This window comes from Streptomyces hesseae, from assembly GCF_031845785.1.
Taxonomy (GTDB): domain Bacteria; phylum Actinomycetota; class Actinomycetes; order Streptomycetales; family Streptomycetaceae; genus Streptomyces; species Streptomyces hesseae.
In genome coordinates this window covers 208272-222487 of the sequence record NZ_JAVRFI010000003.1, presented here as the reverse complement: position 1 = coordinate 222487, position 14216 = coordinate 208272, and the positions used below count along the sequence as shown (strand labels likewise).

Sequence of the window (14216 nt, the reverse complement as noted above, 5' to 3'; positions counted from 1 at the left end):
GCGCCGACGGGAACCCCCAGCGAGAGGAGCCCACCGTGCTGGACCACCTCATCCGCCGCGCCACCGTCGTCGACGGCACCGGAGGTCCCGCGTACGTGGCCGACGTCGGCATCCGGGACGGCCGGATCGCGCTGATCGACCGGGGCGCGGGCGGGGTGAAGGCGGGCGGCCGGGTCGGGCACCGGGCCCGGACCGAGGAGAACGCCGCCGGACTCGTCCTCGCCCCCGGCTTCGTCGACCCGCACACCCACTACGACGCCCAGCTCTTCTGGGACCCCTACGCAGCGCCCTCCCTGAGCCACGGCGTCACCACCGTCGTCGGCGGCAACTGCGGCTTCAGCCTCGCCCCGCTCCACCCGGGCCGCCCGGCCGACGCCGACTACACCCGGCGGATGATGAGCAAGGTCGAGGGCATGTCGCTCGCCGCCCTGGAGCAGGGCGCGCCCTGGGACTGGTCTTCCTTCGGCGATTACCTCGACGCGCTGGACGGCCGGATCGCGGTCAACGCGGGCTTCATGGTGGGCCACTGCGCGCTGCGGCGGTACGCGATGGGCCCGTCCGCGATCGGCGGCACCCCCGGCGCGGAGGAGTTACGGCAGATGGCCGCGCTCCTCCACGACGCCATGGACGCCGGCGCCTGGGGGCTGTCCACCACCCGCTCGAACACCCACTCCGACGGCGACGGCCGGCCCGTCGCCTCCCGGCACGCCCGCCCCGACGAACTCCTCGCCCTCGCCCGCGCGGTCGGCGAGCACGAGGGCACCCAGCTGGAGGCCATCGTCACCGGCTGCCTGGACCACTTCTCGGCGGACGAGAGCGCGCTCCTTGTGGAGCTGACGGCCGCTGCCGGACGCCCGCTGAACTGGAACGTCCTCACCGTCGAGTCCACCGTCCCCGGCCGGGTGCCGCACCAGCTGGCCGCCAGTGAGCGGGCCCGCGCGGCGGGCGGCCGGATCGTCGCCCTGACCATGCCGATCCTCACGCCCATGAACATGTCGCTGGGGACCTTCTGCGCCCTCCATCTCCTCCCCGGCTGGGGCGAGATCCTGGGACTTCCGCTGCCGGAGCGGATCGACCGGCTGGGCGACCCGGCCGTCCGCGACAGGCTGCTGCGCGGCGCGGCGAGCCCGGAGGCCGGTGCCTTCCGCCGCCTCACCGACTTCAGCCGTTACGTCATCGGCGACACCTACACCCCCGAGAACGAGGGCCTCACGGGGCGCGTCGTCGAGGACATCGCCGCCGAGCGGGGCACCGACCCCTTCGCCACGCTGGTCGCCATCTGCGCCGCCGACGACCTGCGCACCGTCCTGTGGCCGATGCCCACCGACAACGACCCCGCCAGCTGGGAGCTGCGCCGCCTCGCCTGGGACCACGAGGACGTCCTCCTCGGCGGCTCCGACGCCGGGGCGCACCTGGACCGGATGTGCGGCGCCCCCTACCCGACGCGCTTCCTGGGCGACTGTCTGCGCGGGCGGAAGCTGGTGCCGCTGGAACGGGCGGTACGGATGCTCACCGACGAGCCCGCGCGCCTCTTCGGGCTGCGCGAGCGCGGCCGGATCGCCGAGGGCTGGTGCGCCGACCTTGTCCTCTTCGACCCCGAGCGCGTCGACGCGGGCCCGGCGACGCTGGTCCGCGACCTGCCGGGCGACGGCGCCCGGCTGGACTCGCGGGCCGTGGGGGTGGTGAGCGTACGCGTCAACGGCGTGGAGACCGTCCGGCACGACGTGGTGACGGGGGCGGTGCCGGGGCGGGTGCTGCGGTCGGGGCGGGACACGGAGACGGTGGCGACGGGGCCGGGGACGGGGATCGGGACGGGAAAATTTTGAATCGGGACAAATAGGGTGGAGGTGCGATTCCCGCACCTGCTGGGGGTTGGGTTACTCCTTGGTGTTACCTGGCGTAACGCGATGAGTGTCTTCGTTAAGAAGATCAACTAGTCGTTCATGGCTGAGGGTTAAAGGCCCGGCTTTCAAGGGATCGCTCTCCGGATGCGGATACAGCAGCACTTAACGTCCTCGCCATGGTTCACGTGCAGCAGCGGCCGGGGGCCGGAGAAGCGCTGATGGGTGCCGGGGAGCCGCGGGCCAAGGGCCTGAGCGGCGGCTCCGTCGGCCTGCTGGGCAGCGCCGTCATCGGGATCTCGACCGTCGCGCCCGTCTACTGCCTGACCTCCACCCTGGGTCCGACCGTGGGCAAGGCGGGGGTCCAGATGCCCGCAGTCTTCGTCGCGGGCTTCCTCCCGATGCTGCTGGTCGCCTTCGCCTACCGCGAGCTCAACAAGGCCCTCCCCGACTGCGGTACGTCCTTCACCTGGACCGTGCGGGCCTTCGGGCCACGGGTCGGCTGGATGTGCGGCTGGGGCCTGGTCATCGCGACCATCATCGTGCTGTCGAACCTCGCGGGCGTCGCGACATCCTTCTTCTACCTCCTGCTCGGCCGGCTCACCGGCAGCGATTCCGTCGCGGCCCTCGACGGCGACCGGCTCGTTCACGTCGTGACGTGCCTGGTGTTCATCGCCGCCGCGACGGCCGTCAGCTATCGCGGCATGACCGCCACCAAAGGGGTGCAGTACACGCTGGTCGGGCTCCAGCTGGCCGTGCTCGCCCTGTTCGTGGCCATGGCGTTCACCAAGGCGCGGTCCGGCGGTGGCCTGCCCGGCTCCGGCTCCCTCGGTTTCTCGTGGACGTGGCTGAACCCCTTCGAGGTCGCCTCCTTCGGCGCCTTCACAGCGGGGCTCTCGCTCTCCATCTTCATGTACTGGGGCTGGGACGCGTGCCTGACCGTCAACGAGGAGACCGAGGGCAGCGCCAGGACGCCGGGCCGGGCGGCGCTGCTGGCGATGGTCGTGCTGGTGGGCTCGTACCTGCTGACCGGCGTCGCCGCCCAGATGTTCGCCGGCGTCGGCGACAAGGGCCCCGGGCTGGGCGACCCCGCGACCGCCGACAACGTCTTCGCAGCGCTCGCCGACCCCGTCCTGGGCCGCGCCCTCGGCGTCCTGCTCTTCGTGGCCGTGCTGGCGTCCGCGGCGGCCAGCCTTCAGACGACCTTTCTGCCGGTGGCGCGGACGGTCCTCGCGATGAGCGCCTACCAGGCGCTTCCCCCGTCCTTCGCCCGTGTCCACCCGCGCTTCCGCTCACCCGGCCGGGCCACGGTCGCGGCGGGCGTCGCCACCGGGGTCTTCTACGCCGGGATGAGCTTCCTCAGCAGCGATGTGCTGGTCGACACCATCTATGCGCTGGGGCTGATGATCTGCTTCTACTACTCGATCACGGCGTTCGCCTGTGTGTGGTTCTTCCGGAGCGAGCTGCGGAATTCGGTGCGGGACGCGTGTTTCAAAGGCCTCTTCCCGCTAACGGGTGGACTGTTGCTGGCGTCGGTCTTCTGCAAAACGCTCCACGACATGTGGAACCCGGCCTACGGCAGCGGCAGCGAGGTGCTCGGCGTCGGCTCGGTCTTCGTCATCGGGGTGGGGCTGTTGTTCCTGGGCGTGGTGCTGATGGAGCTGATGCGACGGCGCAGCCCGGCGTTCTTCCGGGGGGAAGTGCTGACGCGTTCCACCCCGGTGCGGGTAGAGAATTCCTGAGCGAACGGCCCGTCCGAGCGGTGGAGCAGGCCGCCCGCTCCAGGGGGCTGTGGGCTCAGGCGCCGGGCGCCAGGGCTCGGACCAGGAGAGTGCCGGTCTTCCAGCCTTCCGGCGGAGTGATCTCGTTCGCCAGGGCGTAGCGGAACCCGTGCTCCTTCAAGAGGCCGGTCCACATGTCGGGGGTGTAGTCCCAGCGCTTCACGACCAGGGGGTTCGGGTCGTCGGCCTGGTTGATGTATGACGCCTGGCAGCCGTAGCAGCCTTCGACCGGGGGCCGCTGGGAGAACGCGAGCACTCCGCCGGGCTTGAGGACTTGGCGGATGGCGGGGAACATCTGCCCCGGGTCGGTGAACCAGATGGCGCCGAAGACGGAGTACACGGCGTCGAAGCGCTCGGCGGTCTCACTCATGAAGTCGAGCGCGCCCCGCTGGTGCAGCTCCAGACCCGGCAGGCCGCCCCACAGCTCGCGGGCGGCCTTGAGCTGGATGGGGGAGACGTCGACGCCGACGGCGCGGTGTCCGAGGGTGGCCGCATGGGCGAGGTTCCCCCCTGAGCCGCATCCCAGCTCCAGGAGTGCCACTCTCTCGGCTTCTCCCAAGACCTCGATGCCGGGGCCGTGGTCGGGGTACTGGGTCCAGTTGAACCAGGTGGTCTCACCCTTGGCGTTCTTCTCCCGCCGGCCGCCGGGCTTCTTGCGGGCATAGGTGTCCCACGCCGTCGTGTCGGTCACGTGCTTCTCCTCGTGGACTCAGAGGGGCGGCCAGCCGCACCGGACGGTACGGCTGGCCAAGGGGTCTGTGCCGGACTCAACCGGCCGGGGCCGTGGCGTGCTTCGGGCTGTTGTGGCAGTTGGCGTGGCACTGCGAGCAGTCGGCGATGTCCAAATCCGGCCAGAACTCCAGGTCGACCGCGTATCCCGCCGTCTGGATGGCGTCCACCGTCCGCGCCCGCAGTCCCTTGCCCCCGCCGTGCTCATCACGGTCCAGGAACCCGGGCTGGTGGTGGACGAACCTCCCGAACGTGTCCTGACAGAAGTCGGCGTACGCCTTGGTCCGCAGGACGAACGCGTGCCAGAAGTCATCCACCAGCGGGGACGGGCTCAGTGGCTTCTCACTGGTGGCGCTGGCGGCCACGAACGCCAGCATCTGCCCCACACCCCGGTATGCCATGTCGGTGGTGATGTGGTCGTACTTCGCCCGTACGTCGCCGGCGATGGTCTCGCGCAGCTCGGCACTGACGAGGGTTCCCGCGTCGACGGCGGGACGTTCTTCCACGATGGTCACGTCTTACCTCCTCGGAAGGGTGGTGCTCGGACGTCAGCCCGCTCCGGTCTTGCGCCTGGGAATGGGTGAAGACGACGGCTGGAGCGGGCGGCTAGGCAGGTCGCAGGGAACGGGCCGGTATCGCCCGCGAAGCCTGCCGCTCGGGCGCACAGCGAGGACACTCGCACGGCGGGTAGCGCACAGGGTTCTCCAGGATGACGACGGGGCCATCCGCTCGAACCGCTCGTGTCGGCCCGTACGTCCGCCCACTGTCGCGGCTGACCCGCAGAGTCATCCGCGAGGATCCGCCCGGCGTCGGCTCTCTGCTGCTTGCCATGCCGACACGCTAGGGACGTGGTCACGCGGACCCCAACAAGGTTCTACGAAGTTCCACGCGAGTTAGCCGAGGGCGTCCACGGCGGAGGTGATGAGGGCGCGCGCCTTGGCGCCGTACACGGCGAGGTCGGCAAACTCTCCGAACGCCTTCAGGTACTGGGCTATCTCGGTGGGAGCAGTCACGTTCACCTGCGCTGTCAGCAGTTCGACTTGCGCCATGTCTTCGTCGTACACGCTGAACGTCTCGATCATCCACATGCGCCGTGGTGCAGAGAAGGGGATGACTCCGAGAGAGACGGATGGATAGGCCATCACCGACAGCAGATATCCAAGTTGCCCCGCCATGGTTTCGGCGTCTCCGACCCGGTGGCGCAGGACCGATTCCTCCACCAGCAACGCGAAGCGATGGTTACCCTCGCGGACCACGTGCGACCGGGCCAGCCGTGCATCGACCGCTTCGGCGACATCGTTGGGGGTGCCGTGGAAATCCGTGATCGCACTCATGAGCGCCGTGGCGTAGGCATGGGTCTGGAGCACACCTGGAATGACGTTCGAGCAGTAGATGCGGAACACCCGGGTACGTTCGAAGAGAGGGACGTACGACTCCTGGAGCCTGCGCAGCCCTGTGCGCTGAACCCGCCTCCACTCCACGTACATGTTGTCAACGGAGCGAGAGGCGGCGATCAGGTCCACGGCGACGTCATCCGCCCCGCATGCAGCACACCATGCGCGAATGTCGACGTCGGATGGCGGCGTCACGGCGTTCTCCAGGCGCGACGCCTTGGAGGGGTACCAGCCGGCACGCTGGGCCACCTCCTTGGCGGTCAGCCCGGCGTCCCGGCGGATCTCCCGAAGGCGGTCGGCAACGGCCTTCCGGGCCGCCTGAACACTGGATGAGGGTGGGGTGGGCATCTCTGGACGCGCTGCTCAGATCCGGTACTCCTCGTGGGGCGTCGCCCGCTCCCACACCGCCTCGAAGGCGGTAGAGCACAGCTTCCCCACGTCGGGTCGCTCCTCCAGATCTGATCCGGCGGACCCGCCGTCTCCCGTGAAGTCGTTCCACATGATGACTCGCTCGCCGAACAGCCAGAAGCCATTGCCGGGGAGGGCGATGTCCGAGGCATTGCGGCGAGGCAGCCAACGCGCCAGCTCCCCCGCCGCAATGTTCTGGTAGGCGCAGCTGTGTTCGTATCGGATGTAGTCGCTCACCGGCTCTGAGGCAATCCGCGCACGGCGGAACGCAACGCCGCGCACCACGGCGTCGCGCACCATCGTGTGAAAGTCGTTCCACCACGTCCCCGGTTCACTGGATGGCCGCCAACCGGCGTGCCAGGCCTCGAACTCGGCTGCTTCCTCGCCGATGCCGTAGGAGTCGCGCATCTCAAGGTGGACGGCGGAGCGCCGAGTGTTCGCCAGCAGGTCAGTGAACGCCAAGTCGGTCTGCGACATCACATGCCTCCCTGATGGCGGGCACCATGCGGATCGGCAGCCGCACCACCGCTTCGCTCTCCGGAATGGGGCCCAGCCCCTGGCACTTGGCCAACAGCGCTTCCCCTGCCTTCCAGCCCTGGATGACGATCTCCTGCGCTTCGTCATCCACCCAGGCCGTGGGGCACTGGGTGCCGTTGGCGTTCGGGTCCTTCGCGATGAGAACAGTAGCGCCATGACAGGTGCCGTCGGCCTACCGGTTCTACGGACGTCTACGAAACTCGCCGTGGACGCTTGGCGCGTCAAGGGGGCGGTAGGCGGCCTGGCTGGACGAGCCGTCTCACCGGATCGGGGTTTCCTCGTCCCGGATCACCGCGAACTGCGCGAGCCCGACGTCCTGTTAAAGAAACCGGGAAAGAACCAATACCCACCCAACCGGGCGCGTGTCACCCCATCGGGTGACACGCGTGGCACATGCGGAGAACGGCGCGGTACGGTCGCGCCGACAACCTCAAAAGACGACGGCCCCCGCCGGGAGTGGCATCCCGAACGAGGGCCTGATCATCCAGGAAGCTACACCTTCCCAATGACTGATCCGCAGTCTAGCGCGCACGAGTGCGCGCGCGGCGAGTTGCCGCGAGCCGGAGTGATTCATGTCCGGCATCGGCACGACACCAAATTCACCGTCGTCGGCAATCACCTCGCCCAGCACCCGGACCTGTCCGCCGTCGCGATCGGCCTCGGCGTGTACATCCAGTCGCTTCCCGATGGGGCTCTCGTCGGCATCAAGGACCTCACCCGCCGCTTCCGCGAAGGCGAGATGGTCATCGGCCGGGCCCTCAACGAGCTGGAGGGCGCCGGGTATCTGGAGCGCAGGCGCCTCCGGACCGAACGCGGCCGGGTCGTGACCGCGACCCGCTGGTACGAGCGTCCCGGCGCGCCGCTTCCGGGCCCCGGCAAGCGGATCGATCTCGTGAAGCGGCCTTCCCCTCCCGCTCCTCCACCGGCCCCCAGGCCCGAACGCCCCGTCGCACCCCCCGTCGCACCGCAGAAACCGCCGCAGAAACCACCACAGCCATCGCCATCGCCACCGCCGTCGAAGCCGCTACCGTCCGCTGACGGTCCCGTCGACGAACCCGCCTCCGGCCTGCTCGCCGGGCTGCGGCGCCGCGATCCCCGGCTGCTGCTCTCGGAGAAGGACGTCCGGCGCCTCGCCCCGGCCGTACGCGCCTGGCTCGACCGGGACGTGGGCCCCGCGCAGATCGCCCGCACGCTGACCGCCGACCTGCCGGTCGGCGGCATCACCTGGCCCGCCCGTCTGCTCGCCCACCGCCTCGCCCACTGGCTGCCGCCCGCCCTGCCCGTGACAGGGCCGGCCAAGCCCCGGGCTTCGGGCGCGGAGCGCATCGCGCGACCGTTGCCGTTCCAGACCTGCGACGGCTGCGAACGGGCCTTCAGAGCGACCGGGCCCGGTCTGTGCCGGGACTGCCGGGACTGCCGTGACCACGTGGTGGGAGCCGACGAAGCGGCCTGACCGTACGCCGGGCCGCCTCGCCGGGCGATCAGAAGTCGACGAGCTCGTTGTCGTCGACGCGGGCCACCGACTCCTGGGCGAAGCGCTTGTTGTACGTGGTGCGGATCTGGTCGATCTTGACGCTGTCGGTCCGGGCCTCGCCCTTCGGGTAGAGGAGGGTGAGCTTGTACGAGCGCTCGTGCTCGATCTTCCCGTGGGCGTCGCGGTACTGGCCGTAGGCGTTCTCGACCGTCAGGCCCGCCGGGAAGCGCGGGGTGACGACCTCGTCGACGAACGCGCGGAACTCCTTGTCGGTGACCGGCGAACCGCCGTTGGGCTTGGCCGTGCCGAAGAGCAGCTCGGTCTTGACGTACGGCTTGCCGACCGCCCGCACCGGCGCGCTGGTGGAGGCCCTGGGCTCCGGGTCGTCGAAGGCGGCGTAGGCGACGGGAGCGCTTGCGCCGAGCAGGGCCGCGGTGAGGGCGACGGAGGCGAGCCGGACGCGCGAGGAGGTCTTCGGCATGGGGATGGCTGTTCCCTTCAACAGGAGGTGATGCCAGAGGTGACGAAGCGCCAGAACTCTAGTGGCGCGAGGCCATGCGCGTGGTGCTGTTCGCGAACCGTCAGGAGGCGGCCCCCAGGAACACGGGGTTCGTCATCGCCGCCATCGGCCCCGGCAGCCCCGACGCCCCGCCGTCGCCCGCCGGGTGCCGCACCTCGGCCCGTACGTACGCCGCCTGCCCGGGCGTCGTACGCCACTCCAGCGTGCCGTCCGTCGGTACCGGCGCGGTGAACATCCGCCCCTGGTCCGTGACGAAGGACGCCGAGCAGCCCGCCGTACCCGTGACTTTCAGCCGTACGGTGACCTGTTCGTCGGGCGCGGCGCGCAGCCGCTCCCCGATGCCCGCGTGCGCGCCGCGCCCGCCGACGGCCGTGAACGACAGCTCCACGGACGACGATTCCGCGATCCAGCTGCGCCCCGCGCGGATGCCCGCCAGCAGGGCCTCGCGGGAGAGCGCGTCGGCCAGGACGACCGTCTGGGGCAGTCCCACGACCTGTGGTTCGCGGTGGGCGTCGCTGTTGCCCATGGCGGGCAGCCAGCGGCCGCCGGAGCGGGCCGCCGCGACGAGAGTGTTGTCCCACGCCGCGACGGCCATCTCGTCGTCCGGGGTGTACGGGCCGTTCCACACCTCCACCGCGTCCGCCTCGTCGAGGCCGAACTTCCAGCCGCAGCCGACGCACGTCGCGTACGGGTGGGCCGGGACGACCAGTCCGCCCGTTTGCCGGATTCTCCGCGCGAAACGTCCGAAGGCGTGGTCTCTCGCGCGGTAGCGCCAGTCGATGAAGACGCCGGGGTCGGTGCCGAGGGCGAGGACGTGGCCGTTGCGCGTGGTGACCTCCTCGCCGGTGAGGATCAGGAGGTCGTCGCCCCACAGGCCCTGCCACGCCCCGTGCGCGGAGGTCGTGTTGTGCTCCGTCGTCGTGATCCAGTCCAGCCCGGCGGCCCGGGCCGCGGCGGCGATCTGCGCGGGGGTGCGCAGCCCGTCGGAGTGGACGCTGTGGAGGTGGTTGTCGCCCCGGTACCAGGCGCGGCCCCGGCCCCGGGCCCGCTGCGGCGGGTACACCGGCTTCGGAGTGGCCCCCGGCGTCCCGTACCGCAGGGTGACGGCGACCTCGTAGGCGAGCCCCTGCGGGGCCACCGTGTACGGGCCGAGGACGACGTGCCAGGTGCCGGGGCGGACGGGCCCGGCGAGGTAGCCGGGCGTGGCCCGTTCGGTGCCCACGAAGAACTCCGTGCGGGCGCCGCCCGACCAGCCGCGGAAGCCGGGCCCGCCCAGGGCGGTGCCGCGCTCGTCGAAGATGCCGATGTCGCAGGCGTTGCCCTGGGTTCCGGTGGGCACGGAAGGTCTGTCGTAGCTGTACGAGACGGCGATCTCGCGGACGCCGCGCGGCACTTCCACGGGGAGGTGGACGAAGTCCGGGGCACCGGCGGGCAGCCGTCCGGTGACCCTGCGGGTCTCCTCGCCGGACCGGGGTTCCCGGCCTTCGGCGTGGGCGAAGCTCACGCCTTCGAGCGTCAGCGCACTCGCCGCTCCCGCGGCGGCCGCCACCTTGAGTATGTCGCGCCTGAGTACGTCGCGCCGGTTCATCTCAGCCTCCTTGCGTGGGCCGTGCCGACCGTGCTGGTGCCGTGTCGTGCCGTTCCGTTCCGGTGTCGTGCCGGTGCTGTGACTGCCGTGACCCACTGTTGTACGCCCGGGTGGCGTCCGGCGGAACACTCGCCGACGCGCGTGGCGGCCGGTGCGCGAACACGCGTCGACACACATCGACACACGACCGCGCGTGGCGCCCCGCGGCCGCCTCCCAGGGCATACCGTGGGTCACACGCGAGACAGCCGCGACGACGGAGGTGCCCCGGGATGCGGATCGCCACCACGATCTTTCTCACCGATGAGACGATCAGCCCGGTCCGGCTTGCCCGTGAGCTGGAGCAACGAGGCTTCACCGGGCTCTATCTGCCCCAGCACACCCACATTCCGGTGAGCCGCAAGACCCCCGCGCCGGCCGGTGACCCGCTGCCGCGCGAGTACGGCCGCGCCGTCGACCCCTTCCTGGCGCTCGCGCAGGCCGCCGCCGTCACCCACCGGATCGAGCTGGGGACCGGCGTCGCGCTGGTGGCCCAGCAGGACCCCATCGTCCTGGCCAAGCAGGCGGCCACCCTGGACTTCCTCAGCGGCGGCCGGTTCACCCTCGGCGTCGGCTACGGCTGGAACGTGGAGGAGGCCGAGGACCACGGCGTCGACTGGCGCACCCGCCGGGAGCTGGTGCGCGACCGGATGGCGCTGATGCGCGCGCTGTGGTCGGCGGAACCGACGGCCTACGACGGCGAATTCGGCTCCGTCCAGGCGAGCTGGGCGCACCCCAAGCCCGTCCGGCGCCCGCGCCGGCTCCAGGGCACGGACTCGCTGGTGGGGCCGCGCACCCTGATCGGCGGCGCGGCCGGGCCGAAGCTCTTCGCCCACATCGCCGAGTACGCGGACGGCTGGATGCCGGTGGGCGGCAGCGGTCTGAGCGAGACGCTGCCGGAGCTGCGCCGGGTCTGGACGGAGGCGGGGCGGCCGGGGGAGCCGGAGGTCATGCCGTACGCCGTCCACCCCTCGGCGGGCAAGCTCGCGCACTACGCCGACCTGGGCATCGAGGAGATCGCGGTCGGGCTGCCGTCGGCCCCCGAGTCGGAGGTGCTGAGGGCGCTGGACGCGCACGCGGAGTTCCTTTAGGCGCGACTAGGCGCGACGGAATGGACGCCTCCGGAGCATTCCGGAGGATGCCTCCGTCTGACGTGACGAGAGGCACATGGAACGGCCGCTTCCAGTACATGGCGGTGTCGGTGTCCGCTCGTATGCTCGGACAATGACTTCGAGCGCCCCGCGTCCCGAACAGCCGACCGCCCCGACCGCCAACGCCATGCGACGCGCCCTCAAGCGGGCCCGCGACGGCGTCGCGCTGGATGTCACCGAGGCCGCCGTGTTGCTCAGGGCGCGCGGCGCCGATCTGGACGATCTGTGCGCCTCCGCCGCCCGGGTGCGGGACGCGGGCCTGGAGGCCGCCGGGCGGCCCGGCGTCATCACCTACTCCAAGAGCGTCTTCATCCCGCTCACCCGCCTCTGCCGCGACCGCTGCCACTACTGCACCTTCGCCACCGTCCCCGGCAAGCTCCGCCGCGCGGGCGAGGGCATGTTCATGTCCCCGGACGAGGTACTGGCCATCGCCCGGCGCGGTGCCGAACTCGGCTGCAAGGAAGCGCTGATCACCCTCGGCGACAAGCCGGAGGACCGCTGGCCCGAGGCCCGCGAGTGGCTGGACGCCCACGGCTACGACGACACCATCGCCTACGTCCGCGCCATCTCCATCCGCATCCTCGAAGAGACCGGCCTGCTGCCGCACCTCAACCCGGGCGTCATGACCTGGACGGACTTCCAGCGCCTCAAGCCGGTGTCGCCCTCCATGGGCCTGATGCTGGAGACCACCGCCCAGCGGCTGTGGAGCGAGCCGGGCATGCCGCACCACGGCTCGCCCGACAAGGAGCCCGCCGTCCGGCTGCGCCACCTGGAGGACGCGGGCCGCAGCTCCGTCCCCCTCACCAGCGGACTGCTGATCGGCATCGGGGAGACGCCCGAGGAGCGCGCCGAGTCCCTGTTCGCCCTGCGCCGGATCTCCCGGGCCTACCACGGCATCCAGGAACTCATCATCCAGAACTTCCGCGCCAAGTCGGACACGGCCATGCGCCGCATGCCGGACGCGACGCTCGACGACCTCGTCGCCACCGTCGCCGTCGCCCGGCTCATCATGGGCCCCTCCGGCTGCCTCCAGGCCCCGCCCAACCTGGTGGACGACGAGTACGCCCGCCTCATCGGCGCCGGCATCGACGACTGGGGCGGCGTCTCCCCGGTCACCCCGGACCACGTCAACCCCGAGCGCCCCTGGCCCGCGATCGAGGAGCTCGCCGAGCGCTCGGCGGCCGCCGGCTTCCGCCTCAAGGAACGCCTCGCGGTCTACCCGGAGTTCGTCCAGCGCGGCGAGCCCTGGCTGGACCCCCGCATCCTGCCCCACATCCGCGCCCTGGCCGACCCCGAGACCGGCCTGGCCGACGAGAACGCCGAGGTCAAGGGCATCCCCTGGCAGGAGCCCGAGGAGGTGTTCACCGCCTCCGGCCGGACGGACCTCCACCGCGCCATCGACACCGAGGGCCGTACGTCCGACCGCCGTGAGGACTTCGACGAGGTCTACGGCGACTGGGACGCGCTCCGCGAGGCCGCCGTCCCCGGCATGGCGCCCGAGCGCATCGACGGCGACGTCCGCGAGGCACTGCGCCAGGCCGCCGACGACCCCACCCGGCTGACGGACGACCAGGCGCTCGCCCTGCTCCACGCCGACGGCCCCGCCCTGGACGCCCTCTGCCGCGTCGCCGACGACCTCCGCCGCTCCGTCGTGGGGGACGAGGTCACCTACATCGTCACGCGGAACATCAACTTCACCAACGTCTGCTACACCGGCTGCCGTTTCTGCGCCTTCGCCCAGCGGCGCACCGACGCCGACGCCTACACCCTCTCGCTCACCCAGGTCGCCGACCGCGCCGCGCAGGCGTGGGACGTGGGCGCGGTCGAGGTCTGCATGCAGGGCGGCATCCACCCCGACCTGCCCGGCACGGCCTACTTCGACATCGCACGCGCGGTGAAGGAGCGGGTGCCGGGCATGCATGTGCACGCCTTCTCGCCGATGGAGGTCGTCAACGGCGCCACGCGCACGGGCATGTCCATCCGGGAGTGGCTGACCACCGCCAAGGAGGCCGGGCTCGACTCCATCCCCGGCACCGCCGCCGAGATCCTCGACGACGAGGTCCGCTGGATCCTCACCAAGGGCAAGCTCCCCACGGCCACCTGGGTCGAGGTCATCAAGACGGCGCACGAGCTGGGCATCCGCTCGTCCTCCACGATGATGTACGGGCACGTGGACCAGCCCCGGCACTGGCTGGGCCACTTCCGGCTGCTCGCCGAGATCCAGCGGTCCGCGTTGTCCAAGAACGTGGCTGGTTTCACCGAGTTCGTCACCTTGCCCTTTATCCACACCAACGCACCGGTCTATCTCGCGGGCATCGCCCGGCCCGGCCCGACCATGCGGGACAACCGCGCGGTCACCGCGATGGCCCGACTGCTGCTCCACCCTCATATCCCCAACATCCAGACGAGCTGGGTCAAGCTGGGCAAGGACGGCGCGGCGGAGATGCTCCGCTCGGGCGCCAACGACCTGGGCGGCACCCTGATGGAGGAGACCATCTCCCGGATGGCGGGCTCCTCGTACGGCTCGTACCGCTCGATCCAGGACCTCGTTGCGATAGCCGAGGCCGCCGGGCGCCCCGCGCGGCCCCGTACGACGCTCTACGGCGAGGTGCCGAAGGAGCGGCAGGAGGCCGCCCTCGCCTCGGACGGCCATCTGCCCACGCTGCTCCCGGTGCTGGACGGCAACGACGGCAACGACCGCGACGAATGATCGCAACGAATGATCTTCGTTCGCACAAGTGTTGCGGTTCTGTCGC

12 protein-coding genes are annotated in these 14216 nt (G+C 71.0%); 5 read left to right on the top strand and 7 right to left on the bottom strand.

Features of this window, described 5'->3' with window-relative positions; genetic code table 11:
• Window positions 1–35: 35 nt before the first annotated feature.
• The gene (locus tag RM609_RS06935) at window positions 36–1826 is read left to right on the top strand and encodes an N-acyl-D-amino-acid deacylase family protein (protein ID WP_311608812.1); all 1791 of its coding nucleotides are present in this window, start codon (window positions 36–38) and stop codon (window positions 1824–1826) included.
• A 194-nt stretch (window positions 1827–2020) separates the two neighbouring features.
• Complete coding sequence (locus tag RM609_RS06930) at window positions 2021–3583, top strand: APC family permease (RefSeq protein ID WP_311608811.1); 1563 nt, start codon at window positions 2021–2023, stop codon at window positions 3581–3583.
• Window positions 3584–3638: 55 nt separating this feature from the next.
• On the opposite strand, the gene RM609_RS06925 is transcribed toward RM609_RS06930, so the two are convergent.
• From RM609_RS06925 to RM609_RS06905, 5 genes are all read right to left on the bottom strand, one after another.
• The gene (locus RM609_RS06925) at window positions 3639–4313 is read right to left on the bottom strand and encodes a class I SAM-dependent methyltransferase (RefSeq protein WP_311608809.1); all 675 of its coding nucleotides are present in this window, start codon (window positions 4311–4313) and stop codon (window positions 3639–3641) included.
• 76 nt (window positions 4314–4389) lie between these two features.
• Window positions 4390–4866 (bottom strand): glycine-rich domain-containing protein, encoded by a 477-nt coding sequence (locus tag RM609_RS06920; RefSeq protein WP_311608808.1) that lies wholly within the window; start codon window positions 4864–4866, stop codon window positions 4390–4392.
• 378 nt (window positions 4867–5244) lie between these two features.
• Complete coding sequence (locus RM609_RS06915) at window positions 5245–6093, bottom strand: helix-turn-helix domain-containing protein (RefSeq protein ID WP_311608807.1); 849 nt, start codon at window positions 6091–6093, stop codon at window positions 5245–5247.
• Window positions 6094–6108: 15 nt separating this feature from the next.
• Window positions 6109–6630, bottom strand: a complete 522-nt coding sequence (locus RM609_RS06910) for a DUF6879 family protein (protein ID WP_311608805.1) — start codon at window positions 6628–6630, stop codon at window positions 6109–6111.
• Window positions 6602–6781 (bottom strand): hypothetical protein, encoded by a 180-nt coding sequence (locus tag RM609_RS06905; RefSeq protein ID WP_311608804.1) that lies wholly within the window; start codon window positions 6779–6781, stop codon window positions 6602–6604. Before RM609_RS06905 ends, RM609_RS06910 begins: the two co-directional genes overlap by 29 nt.
• 414 nt (window positions 6782–7195) lie before the next feature.
• On the opposite strand from RM609_RS06905, the gene RM609_RS06900 reads away from it, so the two are divergent.
• On the top strand, window positions 7196–8143 hold the full coding sequence (locus RM609_RS06900) for a hypothetical protein (protein WP_311608803.1): 948 nt from the start codon (window positions 7196–7198) through the stop codon (window positions 8141–8143).
• Between the two features lie 28 nt (window positions 8144–8171).
• On the opposite strand, the gene RM609_RS06895 is transcribed toward RM609_RS06900, so the two are convergent.
• Window positions 8172–8645, bottom strand: a complete 474-nt coding sequence (locus tag RM609_RS06895; protein ID WP_311608802.1) for a DUF3574 domain-containing protein — start codon at window positions 8643–8645, stop codon at window positions 8172–8174.
• Window positions 8646–8745: 100 nt separating this feature from the next.
• Entirely contained in the window at window positions 8746–10272 is a 1527-nt protein-coding gene (locus tag RM609_RS06890) for a CehA/McbA family metallohydrolase (RefSeq protein ID WP_311608801.1), read from the bottom strand.
• 270 nt (window positions 10273–10542) lie between these two features.
• Here RM609_RS06890 and RM609_RS06885 point away from each other — a divergent pair, with 270 nt between their 5' ends.
• On the top strand, window positions 10543–11400 hold the full coding sequence (locus RM609_RS06885; protein ID WP_311608798.1) for a TIGR03619 family F420-dependent LLM class oxidoreductase: 858 nt from the start codon (window positions 10543–10545) through the stop codon (window positions 11398–11400).
• Between the two features lie 133 nt (window positions 11401–11533).
• Window positions 11534–14170, top strand: a complete 2637-nt coding sequence (locus tag RM609_RS06880) for a bifunctional FO biosynthesis protein CofGH (protein WP_311608797.1) — start codon at window positions 11534–11536, stop codon at window positions 14168–14170.
• Window positions 14171–14216: the final 46 nt, after the last annotated feature.

Bases quoted from the DNA above. Each gene is read 5' to 3' on its own strand.
- RM609_RS06930 (WP_311608811.1), top strand. From the start codon at position 2,021: ATGGTTCACGTGCAGCAGCGGCCGGGGGCCGGAGAAGCGCTGATGGGT.
- RM609_RS06915 (WP_311608807.1), bottom strand. From the start codon at position 6,093: ATGCCCACCCCACCCTCATCCAGTGTTCAGGCGGCCCGGAAGGCCGTT.
- RM609_RS06910 (WP_311608805.1), bottom strand. From the start codon at position 6,630: ATGTCGCAGACCGACTTGGCGTTCACTGACCTGCTGGCGAACACTCGG.
- RM609_RS06900 (WP_311608803.1), top strand. From the start codon at position 7,196: ATGACTGATCCGCAGTCTAGCGCGCACGAGTGCGCGCGCGGCGAGTTG.
- RM609_RS06895 (WP_311608802.1), bottom strand. From the start codon at position 8,645: ATGCCGAAGACCTCCTCGCGCGTCCGGCTCGCCTCCGTCGCCCTCACC.
- RM609_RS06890 (WP_311608801.1), bottom strand. From the start codon at position 10,272: ATGAACCGGCGCGACGTACTCAGGCGCGACATACTCAAGGTGGCGGCC.
- RM609_RS06885 (WP_311608798.1), top strand. From the start codon at position 10,543: ATGCGGATCGCCACCACGATCTTTCTCACCGATGAGACGATCAGCCCG.
- RM609_RS06880 (WP_311608797.1), top strand. From the start codon at position 11,534: ATGACTTCGAGCGCCCCGCGTCCCGAACAGCCGACCGCCCCGACCGCC.